Source organism: Streptomyces sp. MST-110588 (genome assembly GCF_022695595.1).
GTDB lineage: Bacteria > Actinomycetota > Actinomycetes > Streptomycetales > Streptomycetaceae > Streptomyces.
Genome location: NZ_CP074380.1, coordinates 960351 through 985635, shown reverse-complemented (window position 1 = coordinate 985635; position 25285 = coordinate 960351). Strand labels below are relative to the sequence as shown.

General features: G+C 71.4%; 22 protein-coding genes and 2 pseudogenes. 22 read left to right on the top strand and 2 right to left on the bottom strand.

From position 1 onward, the window contains the following. Window positions 1–14: 14 nt before the first annotated feature. Window positions 15–782, bottom strand: a complete 768-nt coding sequence (locus KGS77_RS04425) for a DUF2470 domain-containing protein (RefSeq protein WP_242578774.1) — start codon at window positions 780–782, stop codon at window positions 15–17. Window positions 783–967: 185 nt separating this feature from the next. Between KGS77_RS04425 and rpsD the strand changes: the two genes are divergently transcribed. The 16 genes and pseudogenes from rpsD (at window position 968) to nusB (ending at window position 16204) form a co-directional block, all read left to right on the top strand. Then, window positions 968–1579 carry a 30S ribosomal protein S4 gene (gene rpsD, locus KGS77_RS04420; protein WP_242578773.1) on the top strand — a complete coding sequence of 204 codons (612 nt, stop codon included), beginning with the start codon at window positions 968–970 and terminating at the stop codon, window positions 1577–1579. 250 nt (window positions 1580–1829) lie between these two features. Further along, window positions 1830–2264, top strand: coding sequence for a DUF948 domain-containing protein (locus KGS77_RS04415; RefSeq protein ID WP_242578772.1), 435 nt, complete (start codon window positions 1830–1832; stop codon window positions 2262–2264). A gap of 8 nt (window positions 2265–2272) precedes the next feature. Next, window positions 2273–2611 carry a DUF6167 family protein gene (locus tag KGS77_RS04410; protein WP_242578771.1) on the top strand — a complete coding sequence of 113 codons (339 nt, stop codon included), beginning with the start codon at window positions 2273–2275 and terminating at the stop codon, window positions 2609–2611. Continuing rightward, window positions 2611–5280, top strand: a complete 2670-nt coding sequence (alaS, locus tag KGS77_RS04405) for an alanine--tRNA ligase (RefSeq protein WP_242578770.1) — start codon at window positions 2611–2613, stop codon at window positions 5278–5280. The genes KGS77_RS04410 and alaS overlap by 1 nt, the downstream gene beginning before the upstream one ends. A gap of 14 nt (window positions 5281–5294) precedes the next feature. Beyond that, window positions 5295–5759, top strand: a complete 465-nt coding sequence (gene ruvX, locus KGS77_RS04400; RefSeq protein ID WP_242578769.1) for a Holliday junction resolvase RuvX — start codon at window positions 5295–5297, stop codon at window positions 5757–5759. Between the two features lie 163 nt (window positions 5760–5922). Continuing rightward, a complete protein-coding gene (locus tag KGS77_RS34885) occupies window positions 5923–7038 on the top strand; it encodes a hypothetical protein (protein ID WP_347404438.1) in 1116 nt (371 codons plus the stop codon). A gap of 5 nt (window positions 7039–7043) precedes the next feature. Beyond that, complete coding sequence (gene mltG / locus KGS77_RS34880; protein WP_347404437.1) at window positions 7044–7943, top strand: endolytic transglycosylase MltG; 900 nt, start codon at window positions 7044–7046, stop codon at window positions 7941–7943. Window positions 7944–7961: 18 nt separating this feature from the next. Then, the gene (locus KGS77_RS04390; RefSeq protein ID WP_242578768.1) at window positions 7962–8795 is read left to right on the top strand and encodes a shikimate dehydrogenase; all 834 of its coding nucleotides are present in this window, start codon (window positions 7962–7964) and stop codon (window positions 8793–8795) included. Window positions 8796–9081: 286 nt separating this feature from the next. Then, window positions 9082–10266, top strand: a complete 1185-nt coding sequence (gene aroC / locus KGS77_RS04385) for a chorismate synthase (protein WP_242578767.1) — start codon at window positions 9082–9084, stop codon at window positions 10264–10266. Then, window positions 10263–10832 (top strand): shikimate kinase, encoded by a 570-nt coding sequence (locus KGS77_RS04380; RefSeq protein WP_242578766.1) that lies wholly within the window; start codon window positions 10263–10265, stop codon window positions 10830–10832. Before aroC ends, KGS77_RS04380 begins: the two co-directional genes overlap by 4 nt. Further along, on the top strand, window positions 10829–11920 hold the full coding sequence (gene aroB / locus KGS77_RS04375) for a 3-dehydroquinate synthase (protein WP_242578765.1): 1092 nt from the start codon (window positions 10829–10831) through the stop codon (window positions 11918–11920). Before KGS77_RS04380 ends, aroB begins: the two co-directional genes overlap by 4 nt. After that, window positions 11917–12378 (top strand): type II 3-dehydroquinate dehydratase, encoded by a 462-nt coding sequence (gene aroQ / locus KGS77_RS04370; RefSeq protein ID WP_242578764.1) that lies wholly within the window; start codon window positions 11917–11919, stop codon window positions 12376–12378. The genes aroB and aroQ overlap by 4 nt, the downstream gene beginning before the upstream one ends. A gap of 335 nt (window positions 12379–12713) precedes the next feature. Beyond that, window positions 12714–13630, top strand: a pseudogene (locus KGS77_RS04365) (Pro-rich N-terminal domain-containing protein). A 397-nt stretch (window positions 13631–14027) separates the two neighbouring features. After that, a pseudogene (locus tag KGS77_RS04360) lies at window positions 14028–15133 on the top strand (aminopeptidase P family protein). A gap of 67 nt (window positions 15134–15200) precedes the next feature. Next, window positions 15201–15767, top strand: coding sequence for an elongation factor P (efp, locus tag KGS77_RS04355; RefSeq protein WP_242578763.1), 567 nt, complete (start codon window positions 15201–15203; stop codon window positions 15765–15767). Between the two features lie 2 nt (window positions 15768–15769). Then, window positions 15770–16204, top strand: coding sequence for a transcription antitermination factor NusB (gene nusB / locus KGS77_RS04350; protein ID WP_242578762.1), 435 nt, complete (start codon window positions 15770–15772; stop codon window positions 16202–16204). Between the two features lie 256 nt (window positions 16205–16460). On the opposite strand, the gene bldD is transcribed toward nusB, so the two are convergent. After that, on the bottom strand, window positions 16461–16961 hold the full coding sequence (bldD, locus tag KGS77_RS04345; protein ID WP_242578761.1) for a transcriptional regulator BldD: 501 nt from the start codon (window positions 16959–16961) through the stop codon (window positions 16461–16463). A gap of 222 nt (window positions 16962–17183) precedes the next feature. Here bldD and pyrR point away from each other — a divergent pair, with 222 nt between their 5' ends. The 6 genes from pyrR (at window position 17184) to carB (ending at window position 25277) form a co-directional block, all read left to right on the top strand. Beyond that, the gene (gene pyrR, locus KGS77_RS04340; RefSeq protein ID WP_242578760.1) at window positions 17184–17762 is read left to right on the top strand and encodes a bifunctional pyr operon transcriptional regulator/uracil phosphoribosyltransferase PyrR; all 579 of its coding nucleotides are present in this window, start codon (window positions 17184–17186) and stop codon (window positions 17760–17762) included. Between the two features lie 92 nt (window positions 17763–17854). Next, a complete protein-coding gene (locus KGS77_RS04335) occupies window positions 17855–18841 on the top strand; it encodes an aspartate carbamoyltransferase catalytic subunit (RefSeq protein ID WP_242578759.1) in 987 nt (328 codons plus the stop codon). 2 nt (window positions 18842–18843) lie between these two features. After that, entirely contained in the window at window positions 18844–20130 is a 1287-nt protein-coding gene (locus tag KGS77_RS04330; RefSeq protein ID WP_242578758.1) for a dihydroorotase, read from the top strand. Window positions 20131–20150: 20 nt separating this feature from the next. Next, on the top strand, window positions 20151–20807 hold the full coding sequence (locus tag KGS77_RS04325; protein WP_242578757.1) for a hypothetical protein: 657 nt from the start codon (window positions 20151–20153) through the stop codon (window positions 20805–20807). Further along, window positions 20807–21973, top strand: coding sequence for a glutamine-hydrolyzing carbamoyl-phosphate synthase small subunit (carA, locus tag KGS77_RS04320; protein WP_242587289.1), 1167 nt, complete (start codon window positions 20807–20809; stop codon window positions 21971–21973). The genes KGS77_RS04325 and carA overlap by 1 nt, the downstream gene beginning before the upstream one ends. After that, window positions 21966–25277, top strand: coding sequence for a carbamoyl-phosphate synthase large subunit (gene carB, locus KGS77_RS04315; protein ID WP_242578756.1), 3312 nt, complete (start codon window positions 21966–21968; stop codon window positions 25275–25277). The genes carA and carB overlap by 8 nt, the downstream gene beginning before the upstream one ends. Window positions 25278–25285: the final 8 nt, after the last annotated feature.

Genomic DNA, 25285 nt, shown 5'->3' with positions numbered 1-25285 from the left:
CGGTCCGGCCCGGTCTACTGCGCGGCCTCGAAGAGGGTGTGCATCGCGCGGCGCAGCTCCGCCACGTCGCGTACGGGCTCGGGGAACTCGAAGCGGGCGTCGAAGGAGTTGCGTGCGGCGTCCGTGAAGCGCACCCGCAGGCCGAAGCGGTCCAGCGCCACCGGCGTGACCGTGACGGCGTCCAGGCCCTCCCGCGCGCCGCACAGCCGCCGCGAGCGGTCGCCCAGCAGCGAGCACAGCCCGCGTACCTGCGCGCCGTGCGCCGCGTCCAGGTGCTGGAGCAGCTCCGCCTCGTGGGCCACCAGCGGGTCGGGCAGGGCGTCGGCGAATTCCTCCGGCTCGACGGACTGCACGCCCCACAGGTCGTCCACGCTCGCTTCGCCGACCTCCAGGCGCAGCATCACCCAGGCGGCCCGCCCGTACATCCCCGGCGCCGGATCCGGCTGCAGTGCCTCACCGATGCCCAGCAGCTCGCCCACCGGGTGCCGCTCGGCGAGCAGCATGGCGGCGCGGGCCCGCTCCTCGTTGCGTACGGGAGTGAGCCAGCCGGCGATCCAGGCCCGTCCACGGACACGATGCGGTACCGAAACCGGTGCCACGTCCGTGATCTCCATCACGGCCGCGAGGTCGTCGTCCTGGGCGTGGACGGCCGCCCGGGCCGCCGCACAGTCCCCAGGAACCAGCAACAGCACGTCTCCTTCGGGTGTCACGGTCCGGCAGACGGGAGCCGCCAGCGCGCTCTCGTCGGGGACCTCGACTCCGGGAATGCTCAGCGACGCCATACCATTGGACTCGGCGAGAGTTCGCACGCGCTCGGCAGCGGTCGGTTGCCGGGCGTCTTCCACGGGACGCGGCTGACCCTCTTCAGCGCTCTGACCAGCACTGGGCAGGGGGATCCCAGGTCGAAACATGCGTTCTCCTCGCAGTAAGGTAAGCCTCACCTAACTTACACGGAGGTCCGTTCCACGTGAACCAGTCGCGTCCCAAGGTCAAGAAGTCCCGCGCGCTCGGCATCGCCCTGACGCCGAAGGCCGTCAAGTACTTCGAGGCCCGTCCCTACCCGCCGGGCGAGCACGGCCGTGGCCGTAAGCAGTCCAGCGACTACAAGGTCCGTCTGCTGGAGAAGCAGCGCCTGCGCGCCCAGTACGACATCAGCGAGCGCCAGATGGCGCGTGCCTACGACCGCGCTCGGAAGGTCGAAGGCAAGACCGGCGAAGCGCTGATCATCGAGCTTGAGCGCCGTCTGGACGCGCTCGTCCTGCGTTCGGGCCTGGCCCGGACGATCTACCAGGCCCGTCAGATGGTCGTGCACGGCCACATCTCGGTGAACGACCGCAAGGTCGACAAGCCGTCCTTCCGCGTCCGTCCCGACGACGTCGTGATGGTCCGCGAGCGCAGCCGCGAGAAGCACCCCTTCCAGGTCGCGCGTGAGGGCGGCTACGCCCCCGAGGGCGAGACCCCGCGCTACCTCCAGGTCAACCTCAAGGCCCTGGCCTTCCGCCTGGACCGCGAGCCGCAGCGCAAGGAGATCCCGGTGATCTGCGACGAGCAGCTCGTCGTCGAGTACTACGCCCGCTGATCCGGACGTAGTCACCGCGGTCATCCGCACCCGGCCCGCCGTCTCCCCGCCGTTCGCGGCGCGGGAGGCGGCGGGTTCGTCGTTCCCGCCCCCACCCCGGCAGGGCGGGAGCCGGTGCCTCATGAGGGACACCGGCGCCGGACGGGGAATGCGGTACGGACGCGGTGGCGCGGCGCGATAAGGTCGGAGTCCGCCGATCGAGCAGGTCGAGCGAAGATCCAGACGAGAGCAGTCGGAGAGTGGTGCCAACGTGTCCGGTGGAGAGGTGGCCGGGATCCTCGTGGCCGTCTTCTGGGCGATCCTCGTGTCCTTCCTCGCCCTGGTGCTGGTGAGGCTCGCGCAGACGCTCAAGGCGACCACCAAGATGGTGGCCGAGGTGTCCGAACAGGCCGTACCGCTGCTCGCCGACGCGTCCGCGACCGTCCGCTCCGCGCACACCCAGCTCGCCCGCGTCGACGCCATCGCCGCCGACGTCCAGGAAGTCACCGCCAACGCCTCCGCACTCTCCTCGACCGTCTCCTCCGCCTTCGGCGGCCCGCTGGTCAAGGTCGCGGCGTTCGGCTACGGCGTGCGCCGCGCGATCGGCAAGAAGGGCGCCCCCGAGCCCGAGCGCACGGTCGTCGTCAGCCGTACCCTGCCCCCCGCCCGCCGTGGCGGGCGCCGCAACCGCCGCTCCAAGGACTGATCACAGCGATGTTCCGCCGCGCATTTTGGTTCACCACCGGCGCAGCCGCCGGAGTGTGGGCCACCACCAAGGTCAACCGCAAGCTGCGCAAGCTCCATCCCGACAGCCTCGCCGCCCAGGCCGCGGACAAAGCCGTCGAGACCGGACACCGGCTGCGTCAATTTGCATTGGACGTACGCAGCGGAATGGCGGACCGTGAAGAGCAGCTCCAGGAGGCGCTGGGTCTGACCGACCGCGGCGCGCCACAGGAGCTGCCCGCGCCGCGCCCCCGCGCGGCGCTTCCCACGCACCCTTCCACGACGAGAACGACCGGCCCGACCGGACCGACCGGAAAAGAGGACCACTGATGGAGTCGGCTGAAATCCGCCGCCGCTGGCTGCGCTTCTTCGAGGAGCGCGGGCACACCGTCGTGCCGTCCGCGTCGCTCATCGCGGACGACCCGACGCTGCTGCTGGTTCCCGCGGGCATGGTGCCCTTCAAGCCGTACTTCCTCGGCGAGGTCAAGCCGCCCTTCCAGCGCGCCACCAGCGTCCAGAAGTGCGTGCGCACCCCCGACATCGAAGAGGTCGGCAAGACCACCCGGCACGGCACGTTCTTCCAGATGTGCGGCAACTTCTCCTTCGGCGACTACTTCAAGGAAGGCGCCATCAAGTACGCCTGGGAGCTGCTGACCAGCTCCGTGGCGGACGGCGGCTACGGCCTGGACCCCGAGCGGCTGTGGATCACGGTCTACCTCGACGACGACGAGGCCGAGCGCATCTGGCACGAGGTCGTCGGCGTGCCCAAGGAGCGCATCCAGCGCCTGGGCAAGAAGGAGAACTACTGGTCCATGGGCGTCCCGGGCCCCTGCGGCCCGTGCTCGGAGATCAACTACGACCGCGGCCCGGAGTTCGGCGCCGAGGGCGGCCCGGCCGTCAACGACGAGCGCTACGTGGAGATCTGGAACCTGGTCTTCATGCAGTACGAGCGCGGTGCGGGCCTGGGCAAGGAGGACTTCGAGATCCTCGGCGAGCTGCCCAGCAAGAACATCGACACCGGCCTCGGCCTGGAACGCCTGGCGATGATCCTCCAGGGCGTCCAGAACATGTACGAGACCGACACCCTGCGCGTGGTCATCGACAAGGCCACCGACCTCACCGGTGTCGCCTACGGCACGGGCCGGGACACCGACGTGTCGCTGCGCGTGGTCGCCGACCACATGCGTACCTCCACGATGCTCATCGGTGACGGCGTCACCCCCGGCAACGAAGGCCGTGGCTACGTCCTGCGCCGCATCATGCGCCGCGCCATCCGCAACATGCGGCTGCTCGGCGCCACCGGCCCGGTCGTCGCCGACCTGCTCGACGTCGTCATCAAGACGATGGGGCAGCAGTACCCGGAGCTGCTGGAGGACCGCAAGCGCATCGAGACGGTCGCCCTCGCCGAGGAGGCCGCCTTCCTCAAGACGCTCAAGGCCGGCACCAACATCCTGGACACCGCCGTCAGCGAGACCAAGTCCTCCGGCGGCAAGGTGCTCTCCGGCGACAAGGCGTTCCTGCTCCACGACACCTGGGGCTTCCCCATCGACCTCACCCTCGAAATGGCCGCCGAACAGGGCCTTTCGGTGGACGAGGAGGGCTTCCGCCGCCTGATGAAGGAGCAGCGGGAGCGCGCCAAGGCCGACGCCCTGGCCAAGAAGCACGGCCACGCCGACATGTCCGCCTACCGCGAGGTGGCCGACTCCGCCGGCTCCACGGTCTTCACCGGCTACACCGACACCGAGGGCGAGTCCGTCGTCGTCGGACTGGTCGTCAACGGCCTCTCCGCCCCGGCCGCCCACGAGGGCGACGACATCGAGGTCGTCCTGGACCGCACCCCCTTCTACGCCGAGGGCGGCGGCCAGCTCGCCGACACCGGCCGCATCAAGCTCGACAACGGCGCCGTGATCGAGGTCCGCGACGTCCAGCAGCCGGTTCCCGGCGTCATCGTGCACAAGGGCACCGTCCAGGTCGGCGAGGTCGTCCTCGGCGCAGCCGCGTACGCCGCCATCGACGTCAGGCGCCGCCGCGCCATCGCCCGCGCCCACAGCGCCACCCACCTCACCCACCAGGCGCTGCGTGACGCCCTGGGCCCCACGGCCGCACAGGCCGGCTCGGAGAACTCCCCGGGCCGCTTCCGCTTCGACTTCGGCTCGCCGACCGCCGTACCCGGCACGGTCCTCACCGACGTCGAGCAGAAGATCAACGAGGTGCTCTCCCGTGAACTCGACGTACACGCCGAGGTCATGAGCATGGAGGAGGCCAAGAAGCAGGGCGCCATCGCCGAGTTCGGCGAGAAGTACGGCGACCGGGTCCGCGTGGTGACCATCGGCGACTTCTCCAAGGAGCTGTGCGGCGGCACCCACGTCCACAACACCGCCCAGCTCGGCCTGGTCAAGCTGCTCGGCGAGTCCTCCATCGGCTCCGGCGTACGCCGCGTGGAGGCCCTGGTCGGCGTGGACGCCTACAAGTTCCTCGCCCGCGAGCACACGGTCGTCTCGCAGCTCACCGAGCTGGTCAAGGGCCGCCCGGACGAGCTGCCCGAGAAGATCTCCGGCGTCCTGGCCAAGCTCAAGGAGGCCGAGAAGGAGATCGAGCGGTTCCGCGCCGAGAAGGTGCTCCAGGCCGCCGCCGGGCTGGCCGCGGGCGCCAAGGACGTCCGCGGGCTGGCCCTGGTCGCCGCCCAGGTGCCCGAGGGCACCTCGGCCGACGACCTGCGCAAGCTGGTGCTGGACGTACGGGGCCGCATCCCGGGCGACCGGCCGGCCGTCGTCGCGCTGTTCACGGTGGCCAATGGCCGCCCGCTGACGGTCATCGCCACCAACGAGGCCGCCCGCGAGCGCGGCGTCAAGGCCGGTGACCTGGTCCGTACGGCCGCCAAGACGCTCGGCGGAGGCGGCGGCGGCAAGCCGGACGTCGCCCAGGGCGGCGGTCAGAACGCCGCCGCCGTGCCCGAGGCCATCGAGGCCGTCGAGCGGCTCGTGGCCGAGGCGGCCTGAGCGCCGTGACCTCCATGCGGCGCGGCAGGCGCCTGGCCATCGACGTCGGGGACGCCCGGATCGGGGTCGCCTCGTGCGACCCCGACGGGGTGCTCGCCACTCCGGTGGAGACCGTCCCCGGACGTGACGTTCCCTCAGCGCACCGGCGGCTCAAGGCGATTGTCGAGGAGTACGAGCCCATCGAGGTCGTCGTCGGTCTGCCCCGCTCCCTCAACGGGGGAGAGGGGCCGGCCGCGGCCAAGGTCCGGGCCTTCGCCCAGGAGATGGCCAAGGGGATCGCTCCCGTGGCCGTCCGGCTGGTCGATGAGCGCATGACAACCGTCACAGCGACACAGGGGTTGCGGGCCTCGGGGGTCAGGAGCAAGAAGGGCCGCTCGGTCGTGGACCAGGCGGCAGCGGTGGTCATCCTGCAGAGCGCGCTGGAGACCGAACGGGTGTCCGGGCGACCGCCGGGCGAGAGCGTCGAAGTGGTCATCTGATCGCGGTACGGTAACGTTCCGCGCGACGCGGCGGCGGTTCGAACAGCCGCGCGTGCAAGAAGAGGCGGACCGGTACGACAGAAGCGCTGCCACCATGGAGCGCACCGCCTCGCGGCTCTAGGGGATCGATGACTGAGTATGGCCGGGGCTACGGCTCCGAACCGTGGCATCCGGAGGACCCGCTCTACGGAGACCGGGTCCGTACGGAGGTGACCCCCAGTCGCAGCAGCCTCAGCAGCCACACCCGTCGCAGCACGGCGGCCCCTCCTACGGAGCCGGGCCGCACCAGCCGGGACACGATCCCTACCAGACCGGTCAGCAGCAGGGCGGATACGGCAACCCCTCGCACCACCAGGGGTACGCGGACCCGTCGGGACAGCACTGGGACGAACGGCAGGCCGGCGGTCACTACCCCCAGCAGTCCCACGACCCTCACCACCCCCACCAGCAGCAGCACGGGCAGCATCAGCAGCACCAGCAGTACAACGGCGGCTGGGACCCCGCCCGGAGCGGCGTGCCCCACGACCCGCACGACCCGTACGGGCAGCAGCGGCCCGTCGACCCGTACAGCGGCGGCAGCCCCGACTACTACGGCACCCCGGACGCCTTCCCGCCGCCGCAGCCCCGGCACCTGCGGCAGCAGGCCCCCCTGCACGAACAGCAGCGGCGCGGCGCGCCGGGCGACGACTGGCGGGCCGCGCCCGAACCGCAGGCGTACGAGCAGGGGCGGGAGTACGACGGGCAGGGCACGGGGTACGACCGGCGGCCGGAGTACGAGCGGCCCCACCGCGAGGGCGGCCTCGGCCCCCAGCGCGGGCCCGATCACGAGCAGCAGGAGCGGGAGCAGCAGCGGGAGCGGGAGCCGGAGCACCCCTTCTTCGCGGAGAACGACTTCTTCGCCGACCAGGACGACCACCGGGAGGACCGGGACGACCGCCGCGACGGCGGCCGTCAAGGCGACCGCGGCCGGAACGACAATCGTTCGGACGACGCCCGGGACCGGGACGAGGACGACGAGGAGGAACCGGAGGAGGACCGCCGGTCCGCCCGCGAGCGCCGCGGCAAGAAGGCCGACGGCAGCAAGCCCGGCGGCAAGAAGAAGCCCAGGCGCCGCAGCGGCCTGGCCTGCCTGATCGTCGCCGTCGTCCTCGTCGGCGGGGGCGGCGCCGCCGCGTACTTCGGCTACGACTTCTGGAAGAGCCGCTTCGGCCCGGCCCCGACTTCACGGGCAACGGTGGCGCGCCGGTCCAGGTCGAGATCCCGCGGGGCGCCACCGTGATGCAGATGGGCCTGATCCTCAAGGAGAAGGGCGTCGTCAAGAGCGCCGACGCCTTCTCGCAGGCGGCGGGCGAGAGCAGCAAGGCCAACAGCCTCCAGGCGGGTGTGTACTCGCTGCGCAAGGAGATGTCGGCCGCCGCCGCCGTCCAACTGATGCTGGACCCCAAGAGCCGCAGCGGCCTGACCGTCCCCGAGGGGCTGCGGGACGTCGCCGTCTACCGGCTGATCGACAAGAAGCTGAACCTCAGTGAGGGCACGACCCAGAAGGTGGCCAAGGAGCAGGCCGCGAACCTGGGGCTGCCGGACTGGGCGCAGCAGGCGGACGACAAGGTCAAGGACCCGCTGGAGGGCTTCTTGTATCCCTCGACGTACGAGGTGACCGAGAAGGCGGCGCCGAAGGACGTCCTGCGGCAGATGGTGCAGCGGGCCGTCCAGGAGTACGACAAGCTCGACCTGGCCGCCGGCGCCAGGAAGCTGGGGCTGAAGTCGCCGCGCGAGGTGATCACGGTGGCCAGCCTGGTGACCGCCGAGGGCATGACCCACGACGATTTCCGGAAGATGGCCGAGGTCGTCTACAACCGGCTCAAGCCGGGCAACGCGGAGACCTACGGCAAGCTCCAGTTCGATTCCACCTACAACTACGCCAAGAACCAGAGCAAGATCGACATTCCGCTCTCCCAGATCCGCAAGCTGGACCACCCGTACAACACGTACTTCTACAAGGGCCTGCCGCCCGGTCCGATCGGCAATCCGAGCGTGGACGCGGTCAAGGCGTCGCTGAACCCGACCACCGACGGCTGGTACTACTTCATCTCGCTGGACAGCAAGACCACGAAGTTCACCAAGACCTACAAAGAGCACCAGAAACTCGTCGAGGAATTCAACGAGCGCCGGAAGAAGGGCTGAGGGCGGGCAGTGCCGACGATGACGCGGAGAACGAAGGCGGCGGTCCTGGGGTCGCCCATCGCCCATTCCCTCTCCCCGGCCCTGCACCGGGCCGCGTACGCCGCACTGGGGCTCAGCGACCGGGAGTACGGGCGGTACGAGGTCGACGAGGCCGCGCTGCCCGGCTTCATGGAACGCACCGGCCCCGGGTGGGCGGGGCTGTCGCTGACCATGCCCCTGAAGCGTGCGGTCATCCCGCTCCTGGACGAGGTCAGCGACACCGCCGCCTCGGTCGAGGCCGTCAACACCGTCGTCTTCACCGAGGACGGGCGGCGCCTGGGCGACAACACCGACATCCCCGGCATACGGGCGGCGTTGCACGAGCGCGGTATGACGGGCGTCGAGCACGCCGCGGTCCTCGGCGCCGGCGCCACCGCCTCCTCCGCACTCGCCGCCTTGGCCCCCCTGTGTACGGGCGAGGTGACGGTCTACGTACGCAGCCGGGCCCGCGCGCAGGAGATGCGGAACTGGGGCGAGCGGCTGGGCGTCGCGGTCCGTACGGCCGACTGGGCCGACGCCGCCGCCGCGCTCCACGCGCCCCTGGTGGTCGCCACCACCCCCGCCGGGGCCACCGACGACCTGGCCGGCGCCGTTCCTCAGGCCCCGGGCGTGCTCTTCGACGTGCTGTACGAGCCGTGGCCGACCCCGCTCGCCGCGGCCTGGTCCGCGCGCGGCGGCAAGGTGATCGGCGGCCTGGACCTGCTCGTCCACCAGGCCGTGTTCCAGGTCGAACAGATGACGGGCTGCGACCGCGCCCCGCTGGAGGCGATGCGCGCGGCGGGGCAGGCGGCGCTGGCCGGGCGTCGGGTGTAGGGCGCTTCTGACGGATCTCCGCGGCCTCGCGACGCCCGGCACGCACCCTCGCCGCACGGCGCAAAGGGACAGGTGGCTCCGCCACATGACCCTTCACACCGCACGCCGAGCGCACGCACCGAACACCGCTCCGTCTTCCACGGAGATCCATCAGAAACGCCCTAGCCGGTCGCGGTCACCTCGGCACAGGTATGTGAGGCGTCCGTACCGTGGACCTCGGGGTCGCGCGGGTGTGCGCCCATGGGAGGATCTGCGGGAGAATCCCGTACGGCCCTGAGGAGCATCGTTGAGCAGGTTGCGCTGGCTGACGGCGGGGGAGTCGCACGGCCCCGCACTCGTGGCGACGCTGGAGGGCCTCCCGGCCGGCGTCCCGATCACCACGGACATGGTGGCGGACGCCCTGGCCCGCCGCCGGCTCGGCTACGGCCGGGGTGCCCGGATGAAGTTCGAGCGTGACGAGGTCACCTTCCTCGGCGGTGTACGGCACGGGATCACCCTGGGCTCACCGGTCGCGGTCATGGTGGGCAACACCGAGTGGCCCAAGTGGGAGAAGGTCATGGCGGCCGACCCGGTCGACCCGGCGGAGCTGGCCGAACTGGCCCGTAACGCGCCGCTGACCCGGCCCCGCCCCGGCCACGCGGACCTCGCCGGTATGCAGAAGTACGGTGTGCCGGACGCCCGCCCGATCCTGGAGCGTGCCTCCGCGCGCGAGACCGCCGCCCGCGTGGCACTGGGCGCGGTCGCCCGCTCCTTCCTCAAGGAGACCGCGGGCATCGAGATCGTCTCGCACGTGGTGGAGCTGGCCGCGGCCAAGGCCCCGTACGGCGTCTACCCCAAGCCCTCGGACGTCGAGAAGCTGGACGCCGACCCGGTCCGCTGCCTGGACGCCGACGCGAGCAAGGCGATGGTCGCCGAGATCGACCAGGCCCACAAGGACGGCGACACCCTGGGCGGCGTCGTCGAGGTCCTCGCGTACGGCGTGCCCGTCGGCCTGGGCTCGCACGTCCACTGGGACCGGCGGCTGGACGCCCGGCTGGCCGGCGCCCTCATGGGCATCCAGGCCATCAAGGGCGTCGAGGTCGGCGACGGCTTCGACCTGGCGCGCGTACCGGGCTCCAAGGCCCACGACGAGATCGTCCCGACCCAGGACGGACTGCGCCGGTCCACCGGCCGCTCCGGCGGCACCGAGGGCGGACTGACCACCGGCGAACTGCTGCGCGTACGGGCCGCGATGAAGCCCATCGCCACCGTTCCGCGCGCGCTGGCCACCGTCGACGTCACCACCGGCGAACCGACCCGGGCCCACCACCAGCGCTCGGACGTCTGCGCGGTGCCGGCCGCCGGCATCGTGGCCGAGGCGATGGTCGCCCTGGTCCTGGCCGACGCGGTGACCGAGAAGTTCGGCGGTGACAGCGTGCCCGAGACCCGCCGCAACGTCCGCTCCTACCTCGACAATCTGGCGATCAGGTGACCGAGGACCGGACGGCGCCGGCCGTCGTGCTGGTGGGCCCGCCCGGCGCGGGCAAGTCCACCGTGGGAGCGCTGCTGGCCGAAAAGCTGGGCACCTCCTACCGCGACACCGACGCCGACATCGAGGCACGGGCCGGCAAGCCCATCCCCGACATCTTCGTGGACGACGGCGAGGGGCACTTCCGCGAGCTGGAGCGGCAGGCCGTAAGGGCCGCGGTCCAGGAGCACCGGGGCGTGCTGGCGCTCGGCGGCGGCGCGGTCATGGACGACGGCACCCGGGCGCTGCTGACCGGGCTGCCCGTGGTCTTCCTGGACGTCGAACTCGCCGACGCCGTACAGCGGGTGGGCCTGGACGCCCCGCGCCCGCTGCTCGCCGTCAACCCGCGCCGCCGCTGGCGCGAGCTGATGGAACAGCGCCGCCCGCTGTACACCGAGGTCGCCCGCGCGGTGGTCACCACCGGTGGCCGCAGCCCGCAGGACGTCGCCGAGGCCGTCCTGGACGCCCTCAAGCCCCTTCAGACCCCGGGGGAGCGCCCCCGGACCCCCAGCAGGGAGGAACACCCGTGACGCAGCACGCCACCCGTATCCAGGTCGGCGGTACGGCGGGCAGCGACCCGTACGAGGTCCTCGTCGGCCGGCAGCTCCTGGGCGAACTCCCCGGCCTGATCGGCACCGACGCCAAGCGGGTCGCCGTGCTCCACCCGGAGGCGCTGGCCGCCACCGGCGAGGCGCTGCGCGAGGACCTGGCCGCGCAGGGGTACGAGGCCATCGCCGTTCAGCTACCCAACGCCGAGGAATCCAAGACCGCCGAGGTCGCCGCGTACTGCTGGAAGGCGCTGGGGCAGACCGGCTTCACCCGCACCGACGTGATCGTGGGTGTGGGCGGCGGCGCCACCACCGACCTGGCGGGCTTCGTCGCCGCGACCTGGCTGCGCGGGGTGCGCTGGATCGCCGTACCGACCACCGTGCTGGGCATGGTGGACGCGGCGGTCGGCGGCAAGACCGGCATCAACACCGCCGAGGGCAAGAACCTGGTGGGTGCCTTCCACCCGCCGGCCGGTGTGCTGTGCGACCTGGCCGCACTGGACTCCCTCCCGGTCCACGACTACGTCTCGGGCCTGGCCGAGGTCATCAAGGCCGGCTTCATCGCCGACCCCGCGATCCTGGACCTCATCGAGGCCGACCCCGAGGCCGCCAAGCGCCCCGACGGGCCGCACACCGCCGAGCTGATCGAGCGGGCCATCCGGGTCAAGGCCGAGGTCGTCTCCCAGGACCTCAAGGAATCCGGCCTGCGCGAGATCCTGAACTACGGGCACACCCTCGCGCACGCCATCGAGAAGAACGAGCGCTACAACTGGCGGCACGGCGCCGCCGTCTCCGTCGGCATGGTCTTCGCCGCCGAACTCGGCCGGATCGCCGGGCGGCTGGACGACGCCACCGCCGACCGGCACCGCGCCGTCCTGGGATCCGTCGGCCTGCCGCTGACCTACCGCGGCGACCAGTGGCCCAAGCTGCTGGAGACGATGAAGGTGGACAAGAAGTCCCGCGGCGACCGGCTGCGCTTCATCGTCCTGGACGGCCTGGCCAAGCCGACCGTCCTGGAGAGCCCGGACCCGGCCATGCTGTTGGCCGCGCACGCGGAGATCGCCGCATGAGCGGGGCGCAGGGCCCCGAGCCGCGCCGGGTGTTCGTGCTCAACGGCCCCAACCTGGGCCGGCTGGGCTCCCGCGAGCCGGACGTGTACGGCGCCACCTCCTACGCCGGGCTGGTCGAACAGTGCGCCGCGCTCGGCAAGGAACTGGGCCTGGAGGCGGAGGTCCGGGAGACCAACGACGAGGGCGAGATGATCCGCTGGCTCCACGAAGCAGCGGACGGCTCGATTCCGGTCGTCGTCAACCCGGGCGCCTTCACCCACTATTCGTACGGGATGCGGGACGCGGCGGCGCAGCGCACCGCGCCGCTGATCGAGGTGCACATCTCCAACCCGTACGCGCGCGAGGAGTTCCGCCACACCTCGGTCATCGCGGCCGTGGCCAGTGGCACGATCGCCGGCTTCGGCATCGATTCCTACAAGCTCGCCCTGCGGGCCCTGGCGGACCAGCTCACCTCCTGACGTGCCGGCCGCCTTCAAGTGCCTCCGGGGCGCCGGGCACTTCCGTCCGGCCCCGGCCGTTGAACCTTCGACGGCCGGGGCCGGCGGCGGCAGCACCCCTGCTGAGCTGGGGCGGGAGCACGTCCCGGCGGTAGTCGGGGCGGCGGGGCTGCGCGCGCCGGAGTACCGTACTCTCGCCGCCCGGCACGCCCACGCGTCCAGACGGCCGGCCCCACAGGCCGATCGCACGTACCACCGCACCACCGCAGTACCGGACACGCGTACCGCCACCCGCACCGGAAACGCGTACCACCGACCCAGCGCCCAGCCCACCGCACGAGACGGAGAGCCACCGGATGCAGTACGCAGTGGGGGCTCCGCTGCCGCCGCCGCACGGACCGGTGTCCGTACCGGGAGCCGCCATGAACTGGACCCCGGGCCCCGGCCACCCCATACCGCCGGGCCGGCCGCCCGTGCCCGCGGGCCCGCCCGCGCCCCCGGCACAGGTCCGCCCGCGGCCCCGGTGCCGCCCGCGCCCGGCGTTCCTCCGCAGGGCGGTGTCCCTCCGCAGGGCGGTGCCCCCGCGCCCGGCTGGAACGGCCACCCGCCGCACCAGCCGCCCGCCCCCGAGCCCACCGGGCACGTCCAGCTCCCGCCCGGCGCCCCCGTCACCCTGCCCAGCCCGCCGCCCGGCACCGCCGCGCCGGACGCCGCGCACGCCGCCGTGGCCGTCCTGCTCATCGGCCCGGCCGGCGCGGGCAAGACCAGCGTCGCCCGGCACTGGGCCGACACCCGGCGCGTCCCCACCGCGCACATCAGCCTCGATGACGTCCGCGAGTGGGTCAGATCCGGCTTCGCCGACCCGCAGAGCGGCTGGAACGACCACTCCGAGGCCCAGTACCGGCTGGCCCGCCGCACCTGCGGCTTCGCCGCCCGCAACTTCCTGGCCAACGGCATATCCTGCATCCTGGACGACGCGGTCTTCCCCGACCGCCCGGTCGTCGGCCTCGGCGGCTGGAAACGCCACGTCGGCCCCGGCCTGCTGCCCGTCGTCCTGCTGCCGGGCCTGGAGATCGTGCTGGAGCGCAACGCCCGGCGCTCCGGCAACCGGCGGCTGTCGGACGAGGAGGTCGCCCGTATCCACGGCCGGATGGCCGGCTGGTACGGCTCCGGCCTGCCGATCATCGACAACTCCTCGCACGACGTGGCCACCACGGCGCGGATGCTGGACGACGTGGTCGCCCGCAGCATCGCCAGCCCGCCCAACTGGTAGCGGGTCGGCTACCGGGCGCCCCGTACCCGGCCGCCACCGACCATGAATGAAATGTCCGATTCTCAGCAAGCAAGCAAAAACAGCACCCCCACCGAGTAAAACCCCAAGTCAACTCCTGTGGTCCCCGCGCGTGCGGGGGTGGCCCCGCCGCGGCGGAGACGGCGAAGGTGGCGGCATCGTGGTCCCCGCGCGTGCGGGGTTGGCCCCCGATCGAGCCCTTCAAGGTCGCCGTTGACAAGTGGCCCCCGCACCTGCGGGTTGATTCCCGGAGAGCCACCGGCACCCGGCCGCCGCCCGTGACCCGGAGGGCCCGTGCCGGGCCGTGGGTGCCGGTACGGGTCCCCCGGGCGGCCCCGCCCGACCGGCCGGGTCGGGGTGGTGACCGTACGCTCGGGGCATGTCCGAGCTGTACGCCGCCCGACGTGCGCGGCTGCGTGACCGCTGCGCCGCGGCCGGCAGCGCTGCCGCGCTGGTCACCCGGCCCGCCAATGTGCGCTACCTCACCGGGTGCGCGCCGCCGGGCGGCACGGTCCTTCTCGGCCCCGCCGAGGATCTGCTGCTGTGTGCACAGGCGCTGTCCGGGGACCCCGCGCAGGGGCGGCCCGCCGAGGACCTGCGGGTGTGCGTACTGCCGACGCCGGGCGGGGACCCGGTCGTGGCCGGGGCCGACCTCGCCGCGCGGGCCGGCGCGGATTCGCTCGCCGTGGAGGAGCACCACCTGACCGTCGCCCGGCACCGGGCGCTCGCCCAGGTCGCCCCCGGCTGCGCCTGGCGGACCTGGCCTGTGCCGTGGAGCAGCAGCGCCTGATCAAGGACGAGGACGAGATCGCCTGTCTGCGGATCGCCGGGGAGATCACCGACCAGGCCCTGGGCGAACTCCTGGAGTCGATCCTCGTCGGCCGGACCGAACGCCATCTCGCGCTGGAACTGGAGCGCCGGCTGGTGGATCACGGCGCGGACGGCGCCGCCTTTCCCACCTCCGTGGGAACCGGCCCCAACGCCGCTCGTTCCGGGCATCTTCCGACCGACCGCCGGGTGGAGGAGGGGGATTTCCTGACGGTGGGCCTGGGCGCCAATTACCGCGGCTACCGCTGCCAGATCGGCCGTACGTTCGTGATCGGCACCACGCCCGCGGACTGGCAGATCGAGCTGTACGATCTGGTCTTCGCAGCCCAGAGGGCCGGCCGGGAGGCGCTGGCGCCCGGTGTGGAGTGCCGTGAGGTGGACCGGGCGGCCCGCCAGGTGCTCCGGGCAGCGGGCCGCGGGGAGGGGCTCAAGCCGTGGACCGGTCACGGTGTGGGGCTCGAAATCGATGAGGACCCTCGGCTGTCACCTGCGGCCATGGGTAAACTGGACGCTTGCGTGCCGGTCACCGTCGAACCGGGGGTACACCTCCCGGGCCGCGGCGGCGTCCGGATCGACGACACACTCGTCGTCCGCCCCGAGGCGGACGGCGGGCCCGAGCTACTCACGATCACGACCAAGGAGCTGCTCGCGCTGTGAGCCGACCGGCTCTGCGCGTGCCTTTCCCCGGTCCCCACCTGACTGCAGTCCAGGAGATACCGCAACCGTGGCATCCACGAACGACCTCAAGAACGGCATGGTGCTCAAGCTCGAAGGCGGCCAGCTCTGGTCCGTAGTCGAGTTCCAGCACGTCAAGCCCGGCAAGGGCCCGGCCTTCGTCCGCACCAAGCTCAAGAACGTGCTGTCCGGCAAGGTGGTGGACAAGACCTTCAACGCCGGTGTGAAGGTCGAGACGGCCAACGTCGACAAGCGCGGCATGCAGTTCTCGTACATGGACGGCGAGTACTTCGTCTTCATGGACATGGACACCTACGACCAGCTCCACATCGACCGCAAGACCGTCGGTGACGCCGCCAACTTCCTGCTCGAGGGCTTCGAGGCGGTCGTGGCCCAGAACGAGGGCCAGGTGCTCTACGTCGAGCTGCCGGCCGCGGTCGAGCTGACCATCCAGGAGACCGAGCCCGGCGTCCAGGGCGACCGCTCCACCGGTGGCACCAAGCCCGCGACCCTGGAGACCGGCTACGAGATCCAGGTACCGCTCTTCATCACGACCGGCGAGAAGATCAAGGTCGACACCCGTTCCGGTGAGTACCTCGGCCGGGTGAACAGCTAACCGTGGCCGCCCGCAACAAGGCCCGCAAGCGCGCCTTCCAGATCCTCTTCGAGGCCGATCAGCGCGGCGCCGACGTGCAGTCCGTGCTCGCGGACTGGATGCGGCACGCCCGGACCGACTCCCGGCAGCCGCCGGTCAACGAGTACACCCTGGAGCTGGTCGAGGGGTACGCGGACCACATCGAGCGCATCGACGAACTGATCTCCACCTACTCCGTCGGCTGGACGCTGGACCGGATGCCGGTCGTGGACCGCAACATCCTGCGGCTCGGCGCGTACGAGCTGATCTGGGTGGACGCCACCCCGGACGCGGTGGCGATCGACGAGGCGGTACAACTGGCCAAGGAGTTCTCCACGGACGACTCCCCGGCCTTCGTCAACGGTCTGCTCGGCCGGCTCAAGGAGCTCAAGCCGAGCCTGCGGCGCGACGCGCAGTAGGACAGGGACCTGGCGCAGGGGCCCGGAGCGCATCGGACGCCATGTCCGCATCGCTCCGGGCCCCTCGCGCGTTCACCCGCGGGAAAGCCCTGTGAGTGCCGTCACGGCCGTCCCGCATGCCTCATGGGAGGGCACCTCATTCGCCCCGTCCCGGGCGCCGTGGGCGCCCTCTGGGGACTTCCTGGGGCACAAAGAACCGCCGCCCCGGGCGGAACCCGGAGCGGCGGTACGTTTCTGCAGGTTGACGGCAAGGTCGTCAGATGTCCTCGTGCTGCACGGCGCGGCGCGCGTCGGAGTCCAGCACGCCCCAGCTGATGAGCTGCTCGGTCAGGACCGAGGGCGACTGGTCGTAGATCACCGCGAGCGTGCGCAGGTCGTCCTGACGGATCGAGAGAACCTTGCCGTTGTAGTCGCCACGCTGACTTTGGATCGTGGCGGCGTAGCGCTGGAGCGGCCCGGCCTTCTCGGCGGGCACATGGGCCAGCCGCTCCAGGTCCAGCACCAGCTTCGGCGGCGGCTCGGCGGCGCCACCCGGAGTCGTACCCGGCAGCAGCTCCTGCACCGGCACGCCGTAGAAGTCGGCCAGCTCGGCGAGGCGCTGGACGGTCACGGCACGGTCGCCGCGCTCGTACGAGCCCACCACGACCGCCTTCCAGCGGCCCTGGGACTTCTCCTCGACGCCATGGAGAGAAAGGCCCTGCTGGGTACGGATGGCGCGGAGCTTGGCCCCGAGCTGTTTGGCGTATTCGCTGGACATAAAGCTCCCCGGACACTGTCGTAGACGTGCGGCTGTGCCGCGCGGCTGGTAACTCACTGTGAGGTTACGCAGCGTAATTTGGCTTCGTCAAGCCGAATGAGTCACTCGGTGGGCACGCGGGGCCGCTCACGGGCAGCGCCCGGGACCCTGGTAACGTGGACTCCGCAATTCCGACGTCCTTTAAAGTCCGTCCCGTGAGGCGGAGAAGGAGGTCCGTTTCCCATGGACACACCCAGCTCCAGCCTGCCGTCGCGTCCGGTGCTCGAAGGCCCGGACATCGCGCGGATGCTGACCCGTATCGCCCACGAAATCGTCGAGCGCGCCAAGGGCGCCGAGGACGTGGTGCTCCTCGGCATCCCCACCCGCGGGGTCTTCCTCGCCCGCCGGCTGGCCGCCAAGCTCGAAGAGATCACCGGCCGCGCGGTTCCGGTCGGCTCGCTCGACATCACGATGTACCGCGACGACCTGCGGCTGGGCCCGGCCCGCGCGCTGGCCCGCACCGACATCCCCGCCGACGGCATCGAGGGCCGGGTGGTCCTCCTCGTCGACGACGTCCTGTTCTCGGGGCGCACGATCCGCGCCGCCCTCGACGCGCTCAACGACATCGGCCGGCCCCGCGCCGTACAACTGGCGGTCCTGGTCGACCGCGGCCACCGCGAACTCCCGATCCGTGCCGACTACGTAGGCAAGAACCTCCCCACGTCGCTGCGGGAGACGGTCAAGGTCCAGCTCACCGAGGAGGACGGCCGCGACGCCGTGCTGCTCGGCGCGAAGCGGACCGCCCCGGCCGGCGAGCAGTAGCGCAACCCGTACGAACCCGGTGACGCCGGGCGCGTACCCATGCCTGCACGCCGGACATACCCGTATACCTCCCTCACACACGGAGAAACCGGATGAAGCGCCACCTCATCTCGGCCGCCGACCTCACGCGCGACGACGCCGTCCTGATCCTCGACACCGCCGAGGAGATGGCCCGGGTCGCGGACCGGCCGATCAAGAAACTCCCCACCCTGCGCGGACGCACCGTCGTCAACCTCTTCTTCGAGGACTCCACCCGCACCCGCATCTCCTTCGAGGCCGCCGCCAAGCGCCTCTCGGCGGACGTCATCAACTTCTCCGCCAAGGGCTCCTCGGTCTCCAAGGGCGAGTCGCTCAAGGACACCGCCCTGACGCTGGAGGCGATGGGCGCCGACGCCGTGGTCATCCGGCACGGCGACTCCGGCGCTCCGCACCGGCTGGCGACCTCCGGCTGGATCGGCGGCTCGGTGGTCAACGCCGGCGACGGCACCCACGAACACCCCACCCAGGCCCTCCTGGACGCCTTCACCATGCGCCGTCACCTGGCGTCGGGCACCGGCGACCTGACCGGCCGCCGCATCACGGTCGTCGGCGACATCCTGCACAGCCGGGTCGCCCGCTCCAACGTCCACCTGCTGACCACGCTCGGCGCCGAGGTCACCCTCGTCGCACCGCCGACGCTGGTGCCCATCGGCGCCGCCAACTGGCCCTGCGAGATCAGCTACGACCTCGACGCCGTCCTCGCCAAGTCCGACGCGGTCATGATGCTGCGCGTCCAGCGCGAGCGGATGAACGCCGCCTTCTTCCCCACCGAGCGGGAATACGCCCGGCGGTACGGACTGGACGGCGACCGCATGGCCCGTATGCCCGGGCACGCGATCGTGATGCACCCCGGGCCGATGAACCGCGGCATGGAGATCACCGCCGAGGTCGCCGACTCGCCGCGCTGCACCGCCGTCGAACAGGTCGCCAACGGTGTCAGCATCCGTATGGCGGTCCTGTACCTGCTGCTCGGCGGGAACGAGCCCGCCGTCACCACCGCCGCCACCAGCACCGCCCCCCGCACCGAGGAGAGCAAGTAACCATGAGCCAGACCCTGATCCGCGGGGCGAAGATCCTCGGTGGCGAGCCGCAGGACGTCCTGATCACGGGCGAGACCATCACCGAGGTCGGCAGCGGGCTGAGCGCCGAGGGCGCCACCGTCGTCGAGGCGGACGGCAGGATCCTGCTGCCCGGCCTGGTCGACCTGCACACCCACCTGCGCGAGCCGGGCCGCGAGGACTCCGAGACGGTCCTGACGGGCACCAAGGCGGCCGCCAAGGGCGGCTTCACCGCCGTCCATGCCATGGCCAACACCTTCCCGGTCGCCGACACCGCCGGCGTCGTGGAGCAGGTGTGGCGGCTGGGCCGCGAGTCCGGCTACTGCGACGTACAGCCGGTGGGTGCCGTGACCGTCGGCCTGGAGGGCAAGAAGCTCGCCGAGCTGGGCGCCATGCACGAGTCCGCGGCGGGCGTCCGGGTCTTCTCCGACGACGGCAAGTGCGTGGACGACGCCGTGATCATGCGCCGCGCCCTGGAGTACGTGAAGGCGTTCGACGGCGTGGTCGCCCAGCACGCGCAGGAGCCGCGGCTGACCGAGGGCGCCCAGATGAACGAGGGCGTGGTCTCCGCCGAACTGGGCCTGGGCGGCTGGCCGGCCGTCGCCGAGGAGTCGATCATCGCCCGGGACGTGCTGCTCGCCGCACACGTCGGTTCGCGGGTGCACATCTGCCATCTGTCCACCGCTGGATCCGTGGAGATCGTCCGCTGGGCCAAGTCCAAGGGCTGGAACGTCACGGCGGAGGTCACCCCGCACCACCTCCTGCTGACGGACGAGCTCGTACGGTCCTACAACCCCGTCTACAAGGTGAACCCGCCGCTGCGCACCGAGGCCGACGTGCTCGCGCTGCGCGAGGCGCTCGCCGACGGCACGATCGACTGCGTGGCCACCGACCACGCCCCGCACCCGCACGAGGACAAGGACTGCGAGTGGGGCGCGGCGGCCATGGGCATGGTGGGCCTGGAGACCGCGCTGTCGGTCGTGCAGGAGACGATGGTCGACAGCGGCCTGCTGGACTGGGCCGGGGTCGCCGACCGGATGTCCTTCCGCCCCGCCGCCATCGGCCGCCTCCAGGGCCACGGCCGCCCCGTCTCGGCAGGTGAGCCCGCCAACCTGACCCTGGTCGACCCGGCATACCGTGGACCGGTGGACCCCGCGGGCTTCGCCTCCCGCAGCCGCAACACCCCCTACCAGGGCCGCGAACTGCCGGGGCGCGTCACCCACACCTTCCTGCGGGGCCGGGCAACGGTTATCGACGGGACTCTGGCGTGACACGCGTAACACCTTCACTGATGCAACTGACGCAACTGGCCGGCGAACGCAAATCCGCGGAGGTCACCGACTGGGCCGCGCGGGTCGGCTGGGTCGTGGGACTCCTGGTCTTCGTGGTCTTCGTCTACTGGCTGATGCGCCAGGGCTGGAAGTGGCGCGGCACCCTCCAGAACGACCTGCCCGAACTGCCGGCCGCCCCCGAGGAGCCCGGCGAGCCGCGGCTGACCATGACCGGGCGCTACCACGGCTCCACCACCGCCGGACAGTGGCTGGACCGCATCGTCGCCCGCGGCCTGGGCACCCGCAGCCGGGCCGAGCTGACCCTGACGGACCAGGGCGTGGAAGTCGTACGGCCCGGGGCACAGGACTTCTTCGTACCGGCCGCCGCACTGCGCGGCGCCCGCCCGGACAAGGGCATCGCCGGCAAGGTCCTGCCCGAGGGCGGACTGCTGGTGCTCACCTGGGCACACGGCGGCAAGGAGATCGACTCCGGTTTCCGCTCCGACCGGGCCGAGGAGCACTCCGCCTGGGTGAGCGCCCTGAACGACCTGGCCGCCAAGAACAACAGCACTACCGACAGCAATACCGGCAGCAATACCGGCAGCAGCACCGGGAACAGCACCGGCAGCGGCGAGACCGGCAAGAACAGCACCACCACCGCAACGGAAGGCGCATGATGACGACCTCCACCCAGGGGAACGCCTCGAAGAGGAGGCAGACGGCTCCCGCCGTACTCGTCCTGGAGGACGGCCGCAGCTTCCGCGGCCGTGCCTACGGGGCCGTGGGGGAGACCTTCGGCGAGGCGGTCTTCTCCACCGGCATGACCGGTTACCAGGAGACCCTCACCGACCCCTCCTACCACCGCCAGGTCGTCGTCATGACCGCCCCGCACATCGGCAACACCGGCGTCAACGACGAGGACCCCGAGTCCCGGCGCATCTGGGTCGCCGGGTACGTCGTCCGCGACCCCGCCCGCGTGCCCTCCAACTGGCGCTCGGTGCGCACCTTGGACGAGGAGCTGACCGCCCAGGGCGTCGTCGGCATCAGCGGCATCGACACCCGCGCCCTGACCCGCCACCTGCGCGAGCGCGGCGCCATGCGGGTGGGCATCTTCTCCGGCGACAGCCTGGCCGACGAGGCCGCCCTGCTCGCCAAGGTGCAGGCCGCCCCCCAGATGAAGGGCGCCGACCTCTCCGCGGAGGTGGCGACCAAGGAGCCGTACGTCGTCCCCGCCATCGGCACCAAGAAGTTCACCGTCGCCGCGATCGACCTGGGCATCAAGGGCATGACCCCGCACCGCATGGCCGAGCGCGGCATCGAGGTGCACGTACTGCCCGCCACCGCTACGGTCGAGGACGTGTACGCGGTCGAGCCGGACGGCGTGTTCTTCTCCAACGGGCCGGGCGACCCGGCCACCGCCGACCACCCGGTCTCCGTCATGCGCGGCGTCCTGGAGCGCGGCACCCCGCTGTTCGGCATCTGCTTCGGCAACCAGATCCTGGGCCGGGCGCTGGGCTTTGGCACGTACAAGCTCAAGTACGGCCACCGCGGCATCAACCAGCCGGTGCAGGACCGCTCGACCGGCAAGGTCGAGGTCACCGCGCACAACCACGGCTTCGCCGTCGACGCCCCGCTCGATGAGATCTCCCAGACCCCCTTCGGCCGCGCCGAGGTCTCCCACGTCTGCCTGAACGACAACGTGGTGGAGGGCCTGAACCTCCTGGACCGGCCGGCCTTCAGCGTCCAGTACCACCCCGAAGCGGCGGCCGGCCCGCACGATGCCGCCTACCTCTTCGACCGCTTCGTCAAGCTCATGGCAGAACAGGGAGCCCAGCGTGCCTAAGCGCACCGATATCCAGTCCGTCCTGGTCATCGGCTCCGGCCCGATCGTCATCGGCCAGGCCGCCGAGTTCGACTACTCCGGCACCCAGGCGTGCCGGGTCCTGAAGTCCGAGGGCCTGCGCGTCATCCTGGTCAACTCCAACCCGGCCACGATCATGACCGACCCGGAGATCGCCGACGCCACGTACGTCGAGCCGATCACCCCGGAGTTCGTCGAGAAGATCATCGCCAAGGAGCGCCCCGACGCGCTGCTGCCCACCCTCGGCGGCCAGACCGCGCTGAACACCGCCATCTCGCTGCACGAGTCCGGCACGCTGGAGGAGTACGGCGTCGAGCTGATCGGCGCCAACGTCGAGGCGATCCACAAGGGCGAGGACCGCGACCGGTTCAAGGAGGTCGTCGAGGCCGTCCGCGCCAAGATCGGGCACGGCGAGTCCGCCCGCTCGGTGATCTGCCACTCCATGGACGAGGTGCTCGCCGGGGTGGAGGAGCTCGGCGGCTACCCGGTCGTGGTGCGCCCCTCCTTCACCATGGGCGGCGCCGGCTCCGGCTTCGCCCACGACGAGGAGGAACTGCGCCGCATCGCGGGCCAGGGCCTGACGCTCTCCCCGACCACCGAGGTGCTCCTGGAGGAGTCCATCCTGGGCTGGAAGGAGTACGAGCTGGAGCTGATGCGCGACAAGAACGACAACGTCGTGGTCGTCTGCTCCATCGAGAACTTCGACCCCATGGGCGTGCACACCGGCGACTCGATCACCGTCGCCCCCGCCATGACCCTGACCGACCGCGAGTACCAGATCCTGCGGGACGTCGGCATCGCGATCATCCGCGAGGTCGGGGTGGACACCGGCGGCTGCAACATCCAGTTCGCCGTCAACCCCGAGGACGGCCGGGTCATCGTCATCGAGATGAACCCCCGGGTCTCCCGCTCCTCCGCGCTGGCCTCCAAGGCGACCGGCTTCCCCATCGCCAAGATCGCCGCCCGGCTCGCCGTCGGGTACACGCTGGACGAGATCCCCAACGACATCACCGAGCAGACCCCGGCCTCCTTCGAGCCCACCCTCGACTACGTCGTGGTGAAGGTTCCGCGCTTCGCGTTCGAGAAGTTCCCGGCCGCCGACGCCACCTTGACCACCACCATGAAGTCGGTCGGCGAGGCCATGGCCATCGGCCGCAACTTCCCCGAGGCGCTGAACAAGGCCCTGCGCTCGCTGGAGAAGAAGGGCAGCCAGTTCCGCTTCACCGGCGACCCCGGCGACAAGACCGAACTGCTGGAGCAGGCCAAGGTCCCCACGGACGGCCGGATCAACACCGTCATGCGGGCCATCCGGGCCGGCGCCACACAGCAGGAGGTCTTCGACGCAACGAAGATCGACCCGTGGTTCGTCGACCAGCTCTTCCTGGTCAAGGAGATCGCGGACGAGGTCGCAGCCGCCGAGAACCTCGACCCCGAAGTGCTCACGGAAGCAAAGCGGCACGGCTTCTCCGACGCCCAGATCGCGGACCTGCGCGGCGTGAGCGAAGAGGTCGTCCGCGAGGTCCGCCAGGCCCTGGGCGTACGCCCCGTCTACAAGACGGTCGACACCTGCGCCGCCGAGTTCGCCGCCCGCACCCCGTACTTCTACTCCTCCTACGACGAGGAGAGCGAGGTCGCGCCGCGCGAGAAGCCCGCCGTGATCATCCTGGGCTCCGGCCCCAACCGCATCGGCCAGGGCATCGAGTTCGACTACTCCTGCGTCCACGCCTCCTTCGCGCTCAGCGAGGCCGGCTACGAGACCGTGATGGTCAACTGCAACCCCGAGACCGTCTCCACCGACTACGACACCTCCGACCGGCTCTACTTCGAGCCGCTCACCCTGGAGGACGTCCTGGAGATCGTGCACGCCGAGACCCAGGCCGGGCCGGTGGCCGGCGTCGTCGTCCAGCTCGGTGGACAGACGCCGCTGGGCCTGGCCCAGGCCCTGAAGGACAACGGCGTCCCGGTCGTGGGCACCTCGCCCGAGGCCATCGACCTCGCCGAGGAGCGCGGCGCCTTCGGCCGGGTGCTCACCGAGGCCGGCCTGCCCGCCCCCAAGTACGGCACCGCCTTCTCCTTCGACCAGGCCAAGGAGATCGCCGCCGAGATCGGCTACCCGGTCATGGTCCGCCCCTCCTACGTGCTGGGCGGGCGCGGCATGGAGATCGTGTACGACGAGCCGTCGCTGGGCGCGTACCTGACCCGGCACGCCGGCCTGATCGACCAGCACCCGGTCCTCATCGACCGCTTCCTGGACGACGCCATCGAGATCGACGTCGACGCGCTCTACGACGGCCACGAGCTCTACCTCGGCGGCGTCATGGAGCACATCGAGGAAGCCGGCATCCACTCCGGCGACTCCGCCTGCGCCCTGCCCCCCATCACCCTGGGCGGCCACGACATCAAGCGGCTGCGGGCCTCCACCGAGGCCATCGCCAAGGGCGTCGGCGTCCGCGGCCTGATCAACATCCAGTTCGCGATGGCCGGGGACATCCTCTACGTCCTGGAGGCCAACCCGCGCGCCTCCCGTACGGTGCCCTTCACCTCCAAGGCCACCGCGGTACCGCTGGCCAAGGCCGCCGCCCGCATCTCGCTCGGCGCCACCATCGCCGAACTGCGCGCCGAAGGCATGCTGCCCAAGAACGGTGACGGCGGCACCCTGCCGCTGGACGCGCCGATCTCCGTCAAGGAAGCCGTCATGCCCTGGTCGCGCTTCCGCGACGCCTCCGGCCGCGGCGTGGACACCATCCTCGGCCCCGAGATGCGCTCCACCGGCGAGGTCATGGGCATCGACGGCGTCTTCGGCACCGCCTACGCCAAGTCGCAGGCCGGCGCGTACGGGGCGCTGCCCACCAAGGGCCGCGCGTTCGTCTCCGTCGCCAACCGCGACAAGCGCTCGATGATCTTCCCGGCCCGGGAGCTGGTCGCCCACGGCTTCGAGCTGCTGGCCACCTCCGGCACGGCCGAGGTGCTGCGCCGCAACGGCATCAACGCCACCGTCGTACGCAAGCTCAGCGAGGGCGAGGGCCCCAACGGCGAGAAGACCGTCGTCCAGCTCATCCACGACGGCGAGGTCGACCTGATCGTCAACACCCCCTACGGCACCGGCGGCCGGCTGGACGGCTACGAGATCCGTACGGCCGCGGTCGCCCGGTCCGTGCCGTGCCTGACCACCGTCCAGGCGCTCGCCGCCGCCGTCCAGGGCATCGAGGCCGTCTCCCGGGGCGACGTCGGGGTCCGGTCGCTCCAGGAGCACGCGGCGCATCTGACCGCCGCCCGCGAGGAGTAGGGCCCAGG

Bases quoted from the DNA above. Each gene is read 5' to 3' on its own strand.
- KGS77_RS04425 (WP_242578774.1), bottom strand. From the start codon at position 782: ATGGCGTCGCTGAGCATTCCCGGAGTCGAGGTCCCCGACGAGAGCGCG.
- ruvX (WP_242578769.1), top strand. From the start codon at position 5,295: ATGCGGCGCGGCAGGCGCCTGGCCATCGACGTCGGGGACGCCCGGATC.
- KGS77_RS04390 (WP_242578768.1), top strand. From the start codon at position 7,962: ATGACGCGGAGAACGAAGGCGGCGGTCCTGGGGTCGCCCATCGCCCAT.
- KGS77_RS04410 (WP_242578771.1), top strand. From the start codon at position 2,273: ATGTTCCGCCGCGCATTTTGGTTCACCACCGGCGCAGCCGCCGGAGTG.
- pyrR (WP_242578760.1), top strand. From the start codon at position 17,184: ATGGACACACCCAGCTCCAGCCTGCCGTCGCGTCCGGTGCTCGAAGGC.
- bldD (WP_242578761.1), bottom strand. From the start codon at position 16,961: ATGTCCAGCGAATACGCCAAACAGCTCGGGGCCAAGCTCCGCGCCATC.
- mltG (WP_347404437.1), top strand. From the start codon at position 7,044: ATGGGCCTGATCCTCAAGGAGAAGGGCGTCGTCAAGAGCGCCGACGCC.
- KGS77_RS04335 (WP_242578759.1), top strand. From the start codon at position 17,855: ATGAAGCGCCACCTCATCTCGGCCGCCGACCTCACGCGCGACGACGCC.
- alaS (WP_242578770.1), top strand. From the start codon at position 2,611: ATGGAGTCGGCTGAAATCCGCCGCCGCTGGCTGCGCTTCTTCGAGGAG.
- KGS77_RS04325 (WP_242578757.1), top strand. From the start codon at position 20,151: ATGCAACTGACGCAACTGGCCGGCGAACGCAAATCCGCGGAGGTCACC.
- aroQ (WP_242578764.1), top strand. From the start codon at position 11,917: ATGAGCGGGGCGCAGGGCCCCGAGCCGCGCCGGGTGTTCGTGCTCAAC.
- KGS77_RS04330 (WP_242578758.1), top strand. From the start codon at position 18,844: ATGAGCCAGACCCTGATCCGCGGGGCGAAGATCCTCGGTGGCGAGCCG.
- carA (WP_242587289.1), top strand. From the start codon at position 20,807: ATGACGACCTCCACCCAGGGGAACGCCTCGAAGAGGAGGCAGACGGCT.